At 72.8% G+C, this 15,913-nt stretch carries 16 protein-coding genes; 5 read left to right on the top strand and 11 right to left on the bottom strand.

What is annotated here, in order from left to right; all coding sequences use genetic code 11:
- The first annotated feature begins 39 nt into the window (after positions 1–39).
- Positions 40–609 carry a sigma-70 family RNA polymerase sigma factor gene (locus B9S64_RS31915; protein WP_028440508.1) on the top strand — a complete coding sequence of 190 codons (570 nt, stop codon included), beginning with the start codon at positions 40–42 and terminating at the stop codon, positions 607–609.
- Here B9S64_RS31915 and B9S64_RS31910 read toward each other — a convergent pair.
- Positions 543–740: a zf-HC2 domain-containing protein gene (locus B9S64_RS31910; protein ID WP_037881471.1), complete on the bottom strand. Its 198-nt coding sequence runs from the start codon at positions 738–740 to the stop codon at positions 543–545. The genes B9S64_RS31915 and B9S64_RS31910 overlap by 67 nt on opposite strands.
- Before the next feature lie 113 nt (positions 741–853).
- Here B9S64_RS31910 and B9S64_RS31905 point away from each other — a divergent pair, with 113 nt between their 5' ends.
- The gene (locus B9S64_RS31905; protein WP_103488926.1) at positions 854–1,357 is read left to right on the top strand and encodes a hypothetical protein; all 504 of its coding nucleotides are present in this window, start codon (positions 854–856) and stop codon (positions 1,355–1,357) included.
- Positions 1,358–1,400: 43 nt separating this feature from the next.
- On the opposite strand, the gene B9S64_RS31900 is transcribed toward B9S64_RS31905, so the two are convergent.
- The 8 genes from B9S64_RS31900 to B9S64_RS31865 all read right to left on the bottom strand — a co-directional run bounded on the left by B9S64_RS31900 (position 1,401) and on the right by B9S64_RS31865 (position 10,446).
- On the bottom strand, positions 1,401–2,588 hold the full coding sequence (locus tag B9S64_RS31900; RefSeq protein ID WP_103488925.1) for a sensor histidine kinase: 1,188 nt from the start codon (positions 2,586–2,588) through the stop codon (positions 1,401–1,403).
- The gene (locus tag B9S64_RS31895) at positions 2,585–4,075 is read right to left on the bottom strand and encodes a cation acetate symporter (protein ID WP_103488924.1); all 1,491 of its coding nucleotides are present in this window, start codon (positions 4,073–4,075) and stop codon (positions 2,585–2,587) included. Before B9S64_RS31895 ends, B9S64_RS31900 begins: the two co-directional genes overlap by 4 nt.
- Entirely contained in the window at positions 4,072–4,434 is a 363-nt protein-coding gene (locus tag B9S64_RS31890) for a hypothetical protein (protein WP_030624028.1), read from the bottom strand. Before B9S64_RS31890 ends, B9S64_RS31895 begins: the two co-directional genes overlap by 4 nt.
- 63 nt (positions 4,435–4,497) lie before the next feature.
- Positions 4,498–5,250 carry a LytTR family DNA-binding domain-containing protein gene (locus B9S64_RS31885; protein WP_103488923.1) on the bottom strand — a complete coding sequence of 251 codons (753 nt, stop codon included), beginning with the start codon at positions 5,248–5,250 and terminating at the stop codon, positions 4,498–4,500.
- A gap of 77 nt (positions 5,251–5,327) precedes the next feature.
- The gene (locus tag B9S64_RS31880; RefSeq protein ID WP_103488922.1) at positions 5,328–6,188 is read right to left on the bottom strand and encodes an Fpg/Nei family DNA glycosylase; all 861 of its coding nucleotides are present in this window, start codon (positions 6,186–6,188) and stop codon (positions 5,328–5,330) included.
- Positions 6,189–6,229: 41 nt separating this feature from the next.
- A complete protein-coding gene (locus B9S64_RS31875; protein ID WP_103488921.1) occupies positions 6,230–7,138 on the bottom strand; it encodes an amidohydrolase in 909 nt (302 codons plus the stop codon).
- Entirely contained in the window at positions 7,135–8,124 is a 990-nt protein-coding gene (locus B9S64_RS31870) for an aldo/keto reductase (protein ID WP_103488920.1), read from the bottom strand. The genes B9S64_RS31875 and B9S64_RS31870 overlap by 4 nt, the downstream gene beginning before the upstream one ends.
- A gap of 255 nt (positions 8,125–8,379) precedes the next feature.
- Complete coding sequence (locus B9S64_RS31865; RefSeq protein ID WP_103488919.1) at positions 8,380–10,446, bottom strand: SpoIIE family protein phosphatase; 2,067 nt, start codon at positions 10,444–10,446, stop codon at positions 8,380–8,382.
- Positions 10,447–10,576: 130 nt separating this feature from the next.
- Between B9S64_RS31865 and B9S64_RS31860 the strand changes: the two genes are divergently transcribed.
- The 3 genes from B9S64_RS31860 to B9S64_RS31850 are packed head-to-tail and all read left to right on the top strand — an operon-like array spanning position 10,577 to position 13,383.
- Positions 10,577–11,416, top strand: a complete 840-nt coding sequence (locus B9S64_RS31860; protein ID WP_103488918.1) for a YndJ family protein — start codon at positions 10,577–10,579, stop codon at positions 11,414–11,416.
- On the top strand, positions 11,413–11,922 hold the full coding sequence (locus B9S64_RS31855; protein ID WP_103488917.1) for a DUF1990 family protein: 510 nt from the start codon (positions 11,413–11,415) through the stop codon (positions 11,920–11,922). The genes B9S64_RS31860 and B9S64_RS31855 overlap by 4 nt, the downstream gene beginning before the upstream one ends.
- A 21-nt stretch (positions 11,923–11,943) precedes the next feature.
- Positions 11,944–13,383, top strand: coding sequence for a lipase maturation factor family protein (locus tag B9S64_RS31850; protein ID WP_103488916.1), 1,440 nt, complete (start codon positions 11,944–11,946; stop codon positions 13,381–13,383).
- Between the two features lie 67 nt (positions 13,384–13,450).
- Here B9S64_RS31850 and B9S64_RS34690 read toward each other — a convergent pair whose 3' ends face one another.
- On the bottom strand, positions 13,451–13,624 hold the full coding sequence (locus B9S64_RS34690) for a hypothetical protein (protein ID WP_167344444.1): 174 nt from the start codon (positions 13,622–13,624) through the stop codon (positions 13,451–13,453).
- Positions 13,625–13,982: 358 nt separating this feature from the next.
- On the bottom strand, positions 13,983–15,473 hold the full coding sequence (locus B9S64_RS31845; RefSeq protein ID WP_103488915.1) for an SDR family NAD(P)-dependent oxidoreductase: 1,491 nt from the start codon (positions 15,471–15,473) through the stop codon (positions 13,983–13,985).
- Positions 15,474–15,913 lie beyond the last annotated feature (440 nt).

Raw genomic sequence — 15,913 nt, 5'->3', positions numbered from 1 at the left:
GCGAGGCGGCAGGGGCCTCCTCGGGAAAGGACGTCCACGATGACCACGGCGACCACCGACGAGCGGACGCTCGCGGAGTTGCAGCGGGAGCACGGTCCGGCGCTCCTCCACTTCCTGCTGGGGCTGACCTTCGGCGACCGGCAGCGGGCGGAGGACCTGATGCAGGAGACGCTGGTACGCGCCTGGCAGCACCCGGAGGCCTTCGACGCCCCGTACGAGTCGATGCGCCCCTGGCTCTTCACCGTCGCCCGCCGCCTCGCCATCGACGCCCGCCGGTCCCGCCAGGCCCGGCCCACCGAGGTCAGTGACGCGGTGCTGGAGAGCGCGCCGGCCCACGAGAACACCGCGGACTCGGCGGTCCGGGCCCTCGACGTGCGCCAGGCGGTCAGGACACTCAGCCCCGAACACCGGGCGGTGCTGGTGCAGATCTACTTCCGCGGGCTGAGCGTGGGCGAGACGGCCGAGGCGCTCGGCATACCCGCGGGCACGGTCAAGTCCCGTTCGTACTACGCGCTGCGGCTGCTGTCGCGCCATCTGCCCGGCTACTCCAGCAGGTCCTCCTCGTCGAGCAGTGCCAGCAGGCAGACGGCGTCGGCCACCTCCACATAGGCGGCGGCGCAGGCGTCACAGCGCTGGAGGTGCCGGGCGACCGGGCCGCTCTCGGCCGCGGACAGCGCGTCGAGCACGTACGCGCCCAGCAGCTCCCGCACATGCGGATCGGCACCGCGTTCGGCGGTCATCGCACCTCGTATCTCCCGACGGATCCTGCCCTTTGGCCCACGCGGGGCGCGCGTCCCCGGTTCAATGCTGCGTGAAGCCCGGTGTGACCGGTACGAGAAAGAGGCGAGACGGGATGCGTCCCGAAGAACATGACGAGACCGGCGACGGACTGCTGGTCCCGATGGCCTGGATGTACGCCGAGTACGTGGCGGACGGGCTGCTGGAGACCGGCGACCTGATGGAGCCGACGACGCTGGAGTACCGGGCGGGCCGCGACGCCCTCGCCCTGACCCTCTTCCTCTCCGAGGGGCCGGTGGCCGGCGCGCTTCCGGCGGCCCGGGTGGACGAACTGCGGCTGCTCACGGCGTCCGGAGCGGCATGGCAGCGGTGGGTCGGCGCGCGGCTGGACGCCAGGCGGCGGGGGTCGGCGCCGGGCGCGGACCCGGATCTGGCGCTCGCCCGCGCGGCCTGGCGGTGGCTGGAGGAGACCGAGCTGCTGGCCGCCGACCTGGAGGCCCTGGGCGCCGCGCCCCGGGGGCAGGCGGGGTACGAGGGCGAGGACGGCGAGAGGCGGGTGTGGACGCCCGCCTGGCGGCTGGGGCTGCCGCTGGGGCATCTGGCGATCCACCTGTACTGACCGGGCGCCGGGCGGGAGGCGACGGCCGGGATACCGCCCGGGGTCATGAACCGTGCACGCCCGCACGGTACTTGGGAAGCCGGAGGGTGATCTTCATACCGGCTCCGACGCCCGTCTCGATGACCAGCCCGTACGCGTCCCCGTACACCTGGCGCAGCCGTTCGTCCACGTTCAGCAGTCCGATGCCGGTCGAGGCGCCTCCCTCGCCGCGCAGGATCGTGCGCAGCCGCTCGGGCTCCATCCCGATGCCGTCGTCCTCGATGACGACCTCCGCCTCGGCGCCCGCGTCCAGGGCGCTGATGGTGATGCGGCTGCTGCGTACGGCGCCTTCGAGGCCGTGCTTGACGGCGTTCTCGACGAGCGGCTGGAGGCAGAGGAACGGCATAGCGACGGGCAGCACCTCCGGGGCGACCTGGAGGGTGACGGAGAGGCGTTCGCCGAAGCGGGCCCGCACCAGGGCGAGATACTGGTCGATGGAGTGCAGTTCGTCGGACAGCGTGGTGAACTCGCCGTGCCGGCGGAACGAGTAGCGGGTGAAGTCGGCGAACTCCAGCAGCAGTTCACGTGCCCGCTCGGGATCGGTGCGGACGAACGAGGCGATGGCGGCCAGTGAGTTGAAGACGAAGTGCGGCGAGATCTGGGCCCGCAGCGCCTTGATCTCCGCCTCGATCAGCTGGGTACGGGAGCGGTCCAGCTCGGCGAGTTCCAGCTGTACGCACACCCAGCGGGCCACTTCTCCGGCGGCCCGCGCCAGCACCGCCGACTCGCGGGGCGCCCAGGCCACCAGTGTGCCGAGGACCCGGTGGTCGACCGTGAGGGGCACCGCGACGGCCCAGCGCAGCGGGCAGTCCAGGTCGTCGCAGCCGGTGCGGAAGGCGGTGTCCCGGCCGCTGTCCAGCAGCCCCCGGACGTGGTCCATCACATCCGTGCCGTGGTGGTCGCCCTCGCCGTCCCAGACCAGCACCCGGTCGCGGTCGGTGAGGCACAGGGCGTCGGTGCCGAGCAGCGAGCGCAGCCGGCGGGCCGCCCTGCGGGCGCTCTCCTCGGTGAGTCCGGCGCGCAGCGGGGGCGCCGCGAGGGACGCGGTGTGCAGGGTCTCGAAGGTGGCGTGCTCGACGGGGGTACCGACGTCGCTGGTGCGCTGGGGGCGGGCCGCGCGCCCCAGCAGGAAGCCGGTGCCGAGGAGCAGCACGGCGAGCACGGCGATGACGGCCACCGCGGCCCCGGTCACCGCGCCCTCCCCGAGGTCAGCGTCTCCGGCAGGTGGAAGCGGCTCATGGCGGCGTTGGTGCCCGGCGGGACGCGGCCGGGGGTGGCGAGCGACACCAGGATCATCGCCAGGAAGCCGACCGGCACGGACCAGACGGCGGGCCAGGCCAGCAGTGCGTGCGGCCAGCCGGGCGGGCGCACGGCGCCGCTGACGGTGATGGCGACGGAGAGCAGCGCGGAGCCACCGCCGAGCAGCAGTCCGGCGAGGGCGCCCGGCGGGGTGAGCCGCCGCCACCAGATGCCGAGGACCAGGAGCGGGCAGAAGGACGAGGCGGAGACGGCGAAGGCCATGCCGACCGCGTCGGCCACCGGCACCCGGCCGACCACCAGCGAACCGGCGAGCGGCACCGCGATGGCGAGGACGGTGGCGAGCCGGAAGTGCCGTACCCCGCGCGAGGGGAGCACGTCCTGCGTGATCACCCCGGCGACGGCCATGGTGAGCCCCGAGGCGGTGGAGAGGAACGCGGCGAACGCCCCGCCCGCGATCAGCGCGCCCAGCAGGTCGCCGCCGAGTCCGCCGATGACCCGGCCGGGCAGCAGCAGCACGGCGGCGTCGGCGTCGCCGCCGTGGATCAGCTCGGGGGCGTACAGCCGGCCCAGCGCCCCGTAGACGGGCGGCAGCAGGTAGAACAGGCCGATCAGGGCGAGGACGGCGACCGTGGTGCGGCGGGCGTCGCGGCCGTTGGGGCTGGTGTAGAAGCGGACGACGACGTGCGGCAGGCCCATGGTGCCGAGGAACGTGGCGACGATCAGACCGTACGTGGCGTACAGCGGGTGGTCGGCGCGGAAGGCGGAGACCTGCTCGTCGAAGCTGACGCGGGGCGCCCCGTCGCCCTGCCACGCCAGGACCAGGAAGATCGCGGGGACGAGCAGCGCGGTGAGCTTCAGCCAGTACTGGAAGACCTGGACGAAGGTGATGGAGCGCATGCCCCCGGCCGCGACGGCCAGCACCACGACGGAGGCCACGAGCACGTCGCCGAACCACCCCGGGGCGCCCGTGAGGATGGTCAGGGTCAGCCCCGCGCCCTGGAGCTGCGGTACGAGGTACACCCACCCGGCGCCGACGACGAAGACGCTGACGAGCCGGCGCACGTGCCGTGACTCCAGGCGCCCTTCGGCGAAGTCGGGCAGGGTGTACGCGCCCGAGCGGCGCAGCGGGGCGGCGACGAACACGAGCAGCACGAGGTAGCCGGCGGTGTAGCCGACCGGGTACCAGAGCATGTCCGGGCCGTGGACCAGGACCAGGCCCGCGATGCCGAGGAAGGAGGCGGCGGAGAGGTACTCGCCGCTGATCGCCGCCGCGTTGAGCCGGGGCCGCACGGTCCGGGAGGCGACGTAGAAGTCCGAGGTGGTGCGGGAGATGCGCAGCCCGAAGCCGCCGACGAGGACGGTGGCGAGCACGACGAGGGCGACCGCCGCCATCGACGCCGGGTGGTCGGGGGTGCTCACGGTGCGGGGCGGCCTTCCACGAGCCGGGCGAAGTCGCGTTCGTTGCGCTCGGCCCGTCGTACGTACCACCAGGCGGCCAGGGTCAGCGGCGGGTAGGGGGCGAAGCCGAGCACCGCCCAGACGACGGCGTTGCCGCGCACCGCCTCGAAGACGAGCGGCAGGGTGCCGGCGACCAGGGCGAGTACGGCGAACACCGTGAGCCCGGCTCGCAACTGACTGCGCATCAGGGAGCGGACGTACGCGCCGCCGAGCGCGGTCTGCTCGTCTATCTCGGACTGGGCGCGGTAGCGCGGCAGCGGCCGTACCCGCCGGGGCTCGCCCGTGACCACTTCGCGCCGGGGCGTGCTCTCGTGGGACATGGGCCCGGAGTGTAGGCGGCCGGGCCCCCGGCTGGGAAGGGGGTGTGGGCGGGTAGGCCCAGGTCAGCGGCCGGTCTGCCGCATCAGGAGGTCGCGCAGGGCGCGGGTGTGGCGGCGGCTGACGGCGAGTTCGGCGTCCCCGATGCGCACGCTCATGCTGCCGGCGTCGAGCCGGAGTTCGTCGATCCGCCCCAGGGCGACGAGGTGCCTGCGGTGGATGCGTACGAAGCCCCGGGAGCGCCAGCGTTCCTCCAGGGTGGTCAGCGGGATGCGGACGAGGTGGCTGCCGGTGGCGGTGTGCAGCCGGGCGTAGTCGCCCTGGGCCTCGGCGTAGGCGATGTCCTCGACGGGGACGAAGCGGATCACTCCGCCGAGTTCGACGGCGATCTGGTCGGCCGCCGTGTCGTGGACGGGTGCGGAGCGTTCGCCGACCTGCTCGGCGACGCGCCGCACGGCTTCGGCCAGGCGTTCGCGGCGGACCGGTTTGAGGACGTAGTCGACGGCCTTGAGGTCGAAGGCGTGGACGGCGAAGCCCTCGTGGGCGGTGACGAACACGATGAGCGGGGGTGCGGCGAAGCCCGCCAGGAGTTGTGCCACGTCGAGCCCGGTCAGGCCCGCCATGTGGATGTCGAGGAAGACGACGTCGATGGCCGAGGGGTCCTCGGGCCCGGCGTCCACGGCTCCGCCGATGCGGCGCAGCGCCTCGGTGGCCCCGGTGGCTCCTTCGGCGCTGCGGATCCGGGGATCGGCGCGCAGCAGGTAGAGGAGTTCCTCCAGGGCGGGTTCTTCGTCGTCGACGGCCAGTACGCGCAGCATGGCGGGAGTTTAGGTGGTGGCGCGGGCCAGGAGCTCCCCTGTTGTTTCCTCCGGATCCCCGGAGGGCCGGGACGGGGCTACTTCAGCAGGCGGGACATGCGCCGGTCGGCCAGCGGCTTGCCGCCGGTCTGGCAGGTGGGGCAGTACTGGAGGGAGGAGTCGCTGAACGACACCTCCAGGATGGTGTCGCCGCACACCGGGCAGGTCTGGCCGGCGCGGCCGTGCACGCGCAGGTTGCTCTTCTTCTCGGCCTTGAGGCGCCCGGCGGCCACTCCCCGGGAGCGTTCGACGGCGTCCTTGAGGGTGGTGCGCGTCGCCGTGTACAGGTGGCTGATGTCGGTGTCGCTCAGGCTGGTGGTGAGCTTGAACGGGGACATCTTCGCGACGTGCAGGATCTCGTCGCTGTAGGCGTTGCCGATGCCCGCGATCAGGGACTGGTCGCGCAGGGCGCCCTTGATCTGCCGCCGCTGCCCTTCGAGCAGGCGGGCGAAGGCATCCCGGTCGAAGTCGTCGGCCAGCGGGTCGGGTCCCAGGCGGGCGACGCCGGGCACGTCGGCCGGGTCGCGCACCAGGTGAACGGCGAGGCGTTTGGTGGTACCCATCTCGGTCAGGTCGAAGCCCTGTCCGTCGGTGAGGACGGTACGCAGGGCGAGCGGGCCCTTGCCCGGCCGGGGCGGGGTGGCGGGGACGCTGTCCTGCCAGCGCAGCCAGCCGGCGCGGGCCAGATGGATGAGCAGGTGGAGGCCGCCCGCGGTGACGTCGAGGAATTTGCCGTGGCGGCCCACGTCGGTGACGGTGGCGTCCCGCAGGGCGGTGAGCGGCGGGTCGTAGGTCTTCAGGACGCTGATGGCGACCGGCAGGACGCGGGCGATCTCCTTGCCGACCAGGTGGTCGCCGAGGAAGTCCCGCAGGGCTTCGACTTCGGGCAGTTCGGGCATGACTCCAGCCTGCCTCAGTGGCCCGGCGCGTGCCCGCCCCGTCAGGCTTCCGGGGCGGCCGGACCGTCTTCCAGGGCGGCCGAACCGTCTTCCGGGGCGGCCAGACCGTAGACGCGCCGCGCGGTGGCGCCGAAGACGGACCGCCGGTCCTCCTCGTCCAGGTGCGCGGTCAGGGTGTGCGCGGCGTCCACGACGTCGGCGTACGGGGCGGCGAGCCGGCACACCGGCCAGTCCGAGCCGAACATCAGCCGGTCCGCCCCGAAGGCCTCGACGACGGTGTCCGTGTAGGGGCGCAGGTCCTGCACGCTCCAGGAGCGCGGATCGGCCTCGGTGAGCAGGCCGGAGAGCTTGCAGACGGTGTTGGGCAGCGCGGCCAGGTCCCGCAGCCCACCGGCCCACGGCCGTGTGCGCCGCTGGGCGATCGGCGGCTTTCCGGCGTGGTCGAGGACGAAGGTCAGTCCGGGCAGCAGGGCGGCGGCGCGGACGGCCGCGGGCAGTTGGTGCGGGCGGACGACCAGGTCGTAGACGAGTCCGGCGTCCGCGACGGCCGCGAGACCGCGCAGCACGTCCGGGCGCAGCAGCCAGGCGGGGTCGGGCTCGTCCTGGACCTGGTGGCGGATGCCCACGAGGCGGTCTCCGCCGGGCAGGGCGGCGAGGGCGGCCAGGGTGTCGGCGATGTCGGGCGCGGTGAGGTCGGTCCATCCCACGACGCCCGCGACGAGACCGGTACCGGCGGCGAGCGCGAGGAGTTCGGGCGTCTCCTCGGGGACGGTGACGGTCTGGACGAGAACGGTGGCGCCGATGCCCGCGGCGCGCGCCTCGGGTTCCAGCTCGGCGAGTGCGAAGGTGCGGCGGAGCGGGGCGAGTTCCTCGCCGGTGATCCAGTCCTGGTCCCGTACGGAGAGGTCCCACACGTGGTGGTGCGCGTCGACGGCCGTCGCGGCGGTCACCCCGTCTCCCCCGCCGGGGCGGCCGACAGGCCTTCGGCCCGCAGCTCCTCCCAGAGCGCGTCGGGGACCGGTGTGCGCAGCAGGGCGGCCGCGTCCCGCACCTCCTCGGGGGAGCGGGCGCCGACGAGGACGCCCGCGACGGCCGGGTGGCCGAGCGGGTAGCGCAGGGCGGCGGCACGCAGGGGGACGCCGTGCCGTCGGGTCACCTCCTCGATGCGCAGGGCCCGTTCCAGGAGGTGGGCGGGGGCCGGCGCGTAGTCGTACGTGGCACCGGGGCGCGGGTCGGCCAGGAGCCCGGAGTTGAAGACCCCGCCGACGACGACGGCACGCCCCCGGGCCGCGGCCTCGGGCAGCAGGGCGGCGAGGGCGCTCCGGTCGAGGAGGGTGTGGCGGCCGGCGCACAGGACGGTGTCGACGTCGGTGTCACGGAGGAACCGGGTGAGCATGGCGGTCTGGTTCATCCCGGCGCCGATCGCGCCGACCACGCCTTCGGCGCGCAGTCGTTCCAGTGCCGGGTACCCCTCGCGGAAGGCGGCTTCCTCGTGGTCGTCGGGGTCGTGCAGGTAGACGAGGTCGACCCGGTCGAGGCCCAGCCGTCCGAGGCTGTCCTCGATGCTCCGGCGGATGCCGTCGGCGCTGAAGTCCCAGCGGCGGCGGTGGGTGTGCGCGACCGCGAACCCCTCGGACAGTCCGTGCGCGGGGGCTGTCCCCGGGGGCAGCGGTTCGAGGAGCCGGCCCACCTTGGTGGACACGGTGTACGCGTCACGGGGGCGGTCGTGCAGGGCCTCGCCGAGCCTGCGTTCGGACAGGCCGAGGCCGTAGTGCGGGGCGGTGTCGAAGGAGCGGACGCCCTCGTCCCAGGCGGCGTCCACGGCGGCGGCCGCCTGTGCCGGATCCACCTCGGTGAAGAGGTTGCCGATGGCCGCCGCGCCGAAGGAGAGTTCGGTGATCCCGACCGCGCTCCGTCCGAGCTTGATCCGCCGCATTCCCGCTGCCCCTGACGCCGGCCCTGATGATTTGTTTCGGTACCGTGTCGGTCCCGCACAGCGAATAGTCATCGGATCACTGAGCCGCGTCAACCGTCCCAGCTGCCCGAAAACCGGAGACGACCGCTCGACCTGTCCGATCTCTCGGCTCTGCGAAGGCACCTGCGGCGCCGGTGCCGGTTACGACCTCTCGGCAGAGTTATGACTACTCAGCAACGTTACGAGTCGTCACGGCCGGGCGCCTCGCCGCGGACCTCAGTCGCGCTCCCCGATGCCGAATTCACACCACACGCATTTTCCGCTGCCGCGGGCCTCCACGCCCCAGTCGTCCGCCAGCAGGTCCACGAGCATCAGCCCGCGTCCGGAGACGCCCGACTCCCCCGCGTCCCGGCGCCGGGGCAGCGCGCTCGACCGGTCCTCCACATCGACCCTGAGACGCCGTCCGGGCCCGGTCAGCACCCGGATGGTGACGATGGCTCCACCGTCGGTGTGCATCAGCGCGTTGGTGATGAGTTCGTCGGCCGCGAGCTCCACCTCGTCCGCCCGCTCCCTGGCGCCCCACGCGCGTACCGCCGTCCTGATCATGTGGCGGCACGAGGTCAGCGCCTCGGGGTCGTTCTGGGAGACGTGCTGCTGGAGCCTGCCTCCGGGGTGCGGGGCGTGCGCGGCGTCGCGGCGCAGCAGGAGCACCGCCACGTCGTCCTGGCCGCCGCGTTCGTCGACGACCTCGCAGAGCCGGTCGGCGAGCCGCTGGAGGTCCTGCGGACCCTCGCGTACCAGGGTCTCCAGCAGCCGCATGCCCTCGTCGAAGTCGGCGCCCGGCAGCTCCACCAGGCCGTCCGTGTACAGGATCATCGTCTGCCCGGGGTCCAGGTCGATCGTGCTGACCGGGTAGTCCAGCTGCCCGAACTCGGCCGAGAGCCCCAGGGGAAGACCGCCCTCGGACGGCAGCTTGCGGCAGCTGCCGTCGACGTTCCGGACGAGCGGGTCCACATGGCCCGCGCGGACCAGCTGCACCACTCCGGTGACCGGGTCGACCTCGGCGTAGGAGCAGGTGGCGAAGCGGTCGGTGTCGAGCTCGTGGAGGAAGACGGAGGCGCGGGCCATCACCGTGGACGGCCGGTGCCCTTCGGCGGCGTAGGCGCGCAGCACGATCCGCAGCTGCCCCATGACGGCCGCGGCGTGGGTGTCATGACCCTGTACGTCGCCGATGACGGCGCCGACGCGGCCGCCGGGCAGCGGGATGATGTCGTACCAGTCGCCGCCGATGTCCTGGCCGAGCCGCGCGGAGCGGTAGCGGACGGCGACCTGGGCACCGGCCACCTCGGGGATGCGGCGGGGCAGCATCGCCTGCTGGAGCCCTTCGGCGAGGTCGTGCTCCTGCTCGTAGAGCATGGCCCGCTGGAGGCTCTGGGCGATGGAGCTGCCGAGGGCGACCAGCAGGTTCCGCTCGTCCCCGGAGAAGCCCGCCTTGCCTCCGTAGAGCAGGCCGAGCGCGCCGATCGGGCGGGCCTGGGCGATGAGCGGGAGATAGGCGGCCGCCGTGATGCCGAGGTGGCTGATGTGCGGCCACAGGATGGGGTACGAGGTCGCGAAGTCCTCGGCGCTCTCGATGAAGCGGGGCTTGAGCGTGCGGATCACCTCGCCCATCGGGTAGGCCTCGTCCACCCGCGTGTAGCGGGTGCCGGCCACGTACGCGCCCTCGGGCCCGTCGGCCACGAGGTGGATGCGCGTGCCCTCCAGCAATCCCATGACCAGGCTGGTGGCACCGAGGTGCGCGAGCCCCTGGGAGTTCTTCAGCACGTCCGTGACGTCCTTGACGGTGCGGGCGTGCGCCAGGGCCGCCGTGGTGCTCTGCACCAGGCTGGTACGGCGGCGGCGTTCCTCGTCGATCGTCCGGCGGGTGACGGAGTCGGCGAGTTCCTGGGTGGCGTCCCGGACGATGCCGATGATCCGCCGGGGGCGCCCTTCGGCGTCCCGGCGGATGAATCCCTGGGTGTGGGTCCAGCGCAGCGAACCGTCGCGCCGCTTCCTGCGGAAGTAGGCGCCGTAGGTGTCGCGGCCGCTCTTGAGTGCCTGGGACACCAGGGCGTCGAGGCGCGTCCCCTCCTCGGCGGGGATGCGGTCGGCGAGCGATTCGGGACGGTCGTCGTACTCGTCGACGCCCAGGTCGAACACGTCGAGCGCGGGCTCGTCCATGTGCATGAGTCCGCTGTCCAGATCCCAGTCGAAGCTGCCCATTCGGTTCAGGGCGAGGCTGAGGTCCGGGTGGGCGGGCCAGTCGTCCGGGAGTGACAGGGCACCCGCAACCCGATCATCCATGTGCGCCACTCTGCCATTATTTGTCCGATTCCTCGACCGAGCAGACCGCCTTGAACGCGTTCAAGAAAGCCTCTACGCTCACCCCATCGGCAATTGAACGCGTTCAAATCAGTGGTGGGCCGGAGGCGTGATGTCTGTTCTGGTGGGGCTCGTCGTGATGCTGGGGATGCTCGTGATCGTGCCCGCCGGCCTGGGGCTCGTCGGGGACCCCGCGCTCGCGCGGATACGCCGCCTGTGGCCGCTGTTCGCCGTGCCGGGCGCCGTGGCCCTGTGGCTGCCCCGCGGCACCGCCGCGACCGCGGCGGCGGCCTGCTACGCCCTGGGGACCCTGATCCTGGCCGCCCACGCGCCCCTGCGCCTGGCACGTACCCGCGGCGCCGGCCCGGCCGAGATCGCCCTGTTCACCGCGCTGGTCACCCCCTCGGTGGCGGCCCTCGCCCTGGTCGCCGAGCGGTCCGGCCACGAACTCTTCGGCTTCGGGCTCGGCATCCTGGCGCTCACCGTCCCGCACTTCCACTTCGCCGGCTTCGCCGCCGCCCTGGTCGCGGGGCTGGTCTGCCGGGCCGGGGACGACAACCCGGTGGGCCGGTTCGCCGCGCTGAGCGTCCCCCTGGGCACCCTGCTCGTGCTGGCCGGTTACTTCATCGGCGACCTGGCCGAACTGGCCGGGGCCGTCGTGCTGACCGCCGGGATGTGGGCGGTCGCCCTGCTCACCCGGCGCACCGCCCTCGGTGTGGGCCGGGACCGCGTCACCCGGATCCTGCTCACCGCCTCGGCCGCCGTCCTCGTGGCGACCATGGCGCTCGCGCTGAGCTGGGCACTCGGCGAGGCCACCGGGCTGCCCCACCCCAGCCTGACCTGGATGGCCGCCACCCACGGCGTGGGCAACGCGCTGGGCTTCGCCCTCTGTTCGCTGCTCGCCCTGCGCCGCCTCCAGCACCCCACCCACCCGGAAGGCAGGACCGCATGACCACCCTGACGTACCCCGAGGTCGGAGCCACCCGCCACGGGCCGCTGCCGGACGGCTACCACCATCTGCGCCACCGGGCCGCCGTCGGCCGGGGGCGGGCGGACTTCGCCGCGGCGGCGGCCGCCGTCACCGAATGGCGGATGCACCGGGCCTCCGGAGCCCGGGTGCGCGCCTCCGCCGCGCGGGCCGACGCCCAGGTCACCGTCGCGGTGTCGCTCGGCGTCGGCCCGCTCCGCTTCACCGCGCACTGCGAGGTCGTCTGGGCCGAGTACGGCGAGACCCGCGCCGGCTTCGCCTACGGGACCACCGCGCGCCACCCGGAACGGGGCGAGGAGTGCTTCGTGGTGGAACTGGCCGAGGACGGCACCGTGTGGTTCACGGTCATCGCCTTCTCCCGTCCCGCCTCCTGGTACGCCCGCCTCGGCGGCCCCCTGGTCCCGGTCCTCCAGCGCCTGTACGCGCGCCGGCTGGGCGACTCGCTGCGCGAATGCGTGTCCGCGGGCTGATCCGGTCCGATACTGGGGGCGATGCAGTGGTTCACCGCAGACGGGTACGAGCTCAGCCGGACGGTCTTCCAGCGGGCCCTCGCCACCGTCTACCTGGTCGCCTTCCTCTCCGCCGCGCTCCAGTTCCGGGCGCTGATCGGCACGCGGGGCATGCTTCCCGTGCCCGAACTGCTGCGCCGCACCCCGTGGCGGGCGGCGCCCGGCCTCTTCCGGCTCCACTACTCCGACCGTTTCTTCGCGGCGGTCGCCTGGACCGGCACCGCGCTCTCGCTCGCCCTGATCGCGGGTGCCGACGGACACGTCCCGCTGTGGGCCGCGATGCTGCTGTGGGCGGTGCCCTGGGTGCTCTACCTGTCGATCGTCCAGGTCGGCCAGGTCTGGTACGGCTTCGGCTGGGAATCGCTGCTGCTGGAGACCGGATTCCTCGCCGTCCTCCTCGGCAACGCGGACACGGCTCCCCCGGTACTCGTCCTGTGGCTGCTGCGCTGGCTGCTCTTCCGGCTGGAGTTCGGCGCCGGTCTCATCAAGATGCGGGGGGACGCCTGCTGGCGCCGGCTGACCTGTCTGGATTTCCACCATGAGACCCAGCCGATGCCGGGGCCGCTGAGCTGGTTCTTCCACCATCTGCCCAAGCCGGTGCACCGGGCGGAGGTGGCGGCCAACCACGTCACCCAGCTCGTGGTGCCCTTCCTGCTCTTCACGCCGCAACCGGTGGCCGGCGCCGCCGCCGGCCTGATGGTCCTGACCCAGCTGTGGCTGGTGCTCTCGGGCAACTTCGCCTGGCTGAACTGGCTGACGATCGTCATCGCGCTCTCCGCGATCGACTGGGCCCCGTGGTCCGGGCCGCCGCCCGCGCGGCCCGCGCCACCCCTCTGGTACGAGGTGGTGGTCATCGCGGCCACCGTGCTCGTGGTCGCCCTCAGCTACCGCCCGGCGCGCAACCTCGTCTCCCGCCGCCAGGTGATGAACCGGTCCTTCGACCCCTTGCACCTGGTCAACACCTACGGGGCGTTCGGCAGCATCAGCCGGACGCGCCTGGAGGTGGTGGTGGAAGGGACGGACGAATCCGTGATCCACGAGGGGACCCGGTGGCATGAGTACGGCTTCCGGGGCAAGCCGGGCGATCCGCGCAGGATGCCGCGGCAGTTCGCGCCGTACCATCTGCGGCTCGACTGGATGATGTGGTTCGCCGCGCTCTCCCCCGCGTACGCGCGCTCCTGGTTCGGGCCGTTCGTCGAGCGGCTGCTGCGAGGGGACCGGGACACCCTGCGGCTGCTGCGCCACAACCCGTTCCCGGACGGTCCTCCGGCCCACATCCGCGCCCGGGTCTTCCGCTACGAGTTCACCGACCGGCACGAGCTGCGGACGACCGGCCGCTGGTGGCGTCGGACCTATGTGCGGGACTTCATGCCCCCGGTGGCCCGGCCGGTACCGCTCCGGCCTCCGGGGCGGCAGCCCTGACACGGCGAGAACCGGACCTCCGTGGAACGGGGGCCCGGTCCGCGTGCGGCGGGAGCGGTGTCGGCCGTCAGTCGATTCCGGGCAGGATGTGCGGCTCGGCCAGGTCGTCCTCGTACCCGGCCAGTCTGATCGGAGCGGACCTGGCCCAGACCTCGATGTTGCGGAGCTTGTGTGGCTGGGCGGCCGGTTCTCCGGTGGGACCGGCGGGGGGCTGCTCGCTCGTGGTCGTTTCAGGTGTCACCGCGGACTCCTTTTGTGTCGCGTAACCCCGGGGCGGTGGCGACGCTGCGGCTGTGGGAACCGTGTCGACCGCTCCTGCGGGGCAGGGGCAGAAACAGTTCGGTCGCGGTGGCGCCGTTACGGGGCGGGACGGCCGGCCTGTTTGAAGACCTGTCCCAGGACGGCCGAGGAAGTTTCGTGGATTCCTTGGTGACGTCCGTTCGCTTCAGCGTAACCAAATGAGCGCCGTCCCGCTCGACAGAACGTATGGCCTGGATCACTTTCAGCCAACGAGCGGGGGGTCAGCCGTGAAGAACGGCGCCGCGCCCGGGGGTGATCCGGGCGCGCCGCCGTGGCGCCGTGGTATGTGGGGGCGCCGGTCACCAGCCGGCGGGCGCGTAGTCCTTCAGGAAGCAGCCGTACAGCTCCTCGCCGGCCTCACCGCGCACGATGGGGTCGTAGACGCGGGCGGCGCCGTCGATCAGGTCGAGCGGGGCGTGGAAGCCCTCCTCGGCGAGGCGCATCTTGTCGGGGTGGGGCCGCTCGTCGGTGATCCAGCCGGTGTCCACGGCCGTCATCAGGATGCGGTCCTTCTCGAACATCTCCTGGGCGCTGGTGCGGGTGAGCATGTTCAGGGCGGCCTTGGCCATGTTGGTGTGCGGGTGGCCCGCCCCCTTGTAGCCGCGGCCGAAAACGCCCTCCATGGCGGAGACGTTCACCACGTAGGCGCGCTTCGACGCCGTCGCCGCCATCGCGGGGCGGAGCCGGCTGATGAGGATGAAGGGTGCCGTGGAGTTGCAGAGCTGGACTTCGAGGAGCTCGATCGGCTCGACCTCCTCGACGGTCTGGATCCAGCTGTTGGTGTCGTGCAGGTCGGGCACCAGGCCGCCCGCGTCGATCGCCGTGCCGGCGGCGATGCGGGCCGGCGATGCGGACCCGGTGACCAGGGCGAGGTCGGTGACGTCGTTCGCGGTCAGGCCCCCGCTCTCCGTGCGGGCGGCGGGGATGGCGGCGACCCGGTCGACGGTGCCGCTGTTGAACGTGCCGATCACCTCGGCGGCGGGCAGCGCGCCGGCCGGCAGCGGCGCGGACTCGGCGTTCACCAGCTCCCCGTAGGCCTGCGGGGAGCGGCGCACCGTCTGGGCGGCGTTGTTGATCAGGATGTCCAGCGGTCCTTCGGCGGCGACCGAGTCGGCGAGCGCGACGACCTGGGCGGGGTCGCGCAGGTCGATGCCGACGATCTTCAGCCGGTGGATCCACTCGTCGCTGTCCGGCATCGCCTTGAAGCGGCGGATCGCGTCGTTGGGGAACCGGGTGGTGACGGTGGTGTGCGCGCCGTCACGGAGCAGCCGCAGCGCGATGTACATGCCGATCTTGGCGCGGCCACCGGTGAGCAGGGCGCGGCGGCCGGTGAGGTCGGTGCGGGCGTCGCGGCGGGCGCGGTTCTCGGCGGCGCAGTTCTGGCAGAGCTGGTGGTAGAAGGCGTCCACCTCGACGTACCGGGTCTTGCAGATGTAGCAGGACCTCGGGCGCCGGAGGATGCCGGCGATCTCGGCGGTCGCCGTGGAGGAGGGGAGCACGCCCTGCGTCTCGTCGTCGATGCGCTCGGCGGAGCCGGTCGCGGTGGCCTCGGTGACGGCCTTGTCGTGCGCGGTCTTGGCGGCCCGGCGCTCCTGGCGGCGGCGCTGCTTGACCGTGCGGTAGACACCGGCGGTGGCCCTGCGTACGGCGATGGCGTCGGGGTGGTCGACGTCGATGGAGTCCAGTTCGTCCAGCACGCTCAGGCAGACGGCCAGCCGCTCGGGGTCGACGCCGGGACCGAACCCGTCGGTCCCGGGAGCGGACTCCGGGCTGTCCTTGGTCACCGTCATGGCCGTTCCTCTGTCACTCGTCGCTCATGCCGCTTGTCGGGCTTCGGTGGGCAGGAGTCCGGCCGGGAGCCGGCGAGGGCAGGCGCACACGGGCCGGATGCCCCGGTCAAGTCTGCCATGAGTCCCACGTCGCCCTGTTCGAGCCGGGCAGACGTCCTCCTTCCTGGCGGAGGGCTGGGTCGCGATGCCGGTCCCGAGGCCGATCACGATCAGACCGTGCCACCGCGATCAGGGCAGCCGGTCCAGGCGTGCCCGGAGCGAGAGCCGGCTCACACATCCGTGCCCTTTCCTCTCGGGCACATCAACGCGACACGTGATGAAGCGGCACATCTGAAGGCCGCTCGTGGCCGCTCGTGACCGCGCGACGCGCCCGTCCGGAGAACATCTCGGAATCCGGGGGCATGACTTCGGCGAGGGCGGGAAGGTGCCGATCGATACAC

The organism is Streptomyces sp. SM18 (assembly GCF_002910775.2).
Lineage (GTDB): Bacteria > Actinomycetota > Actinomycetes > Streptomycetales > Streptomycetaceae > Streptomyces > Streptomyces halstedii.
This window is presented reverse-complemented; position numbering and strand designations above follow the sequence as displayed.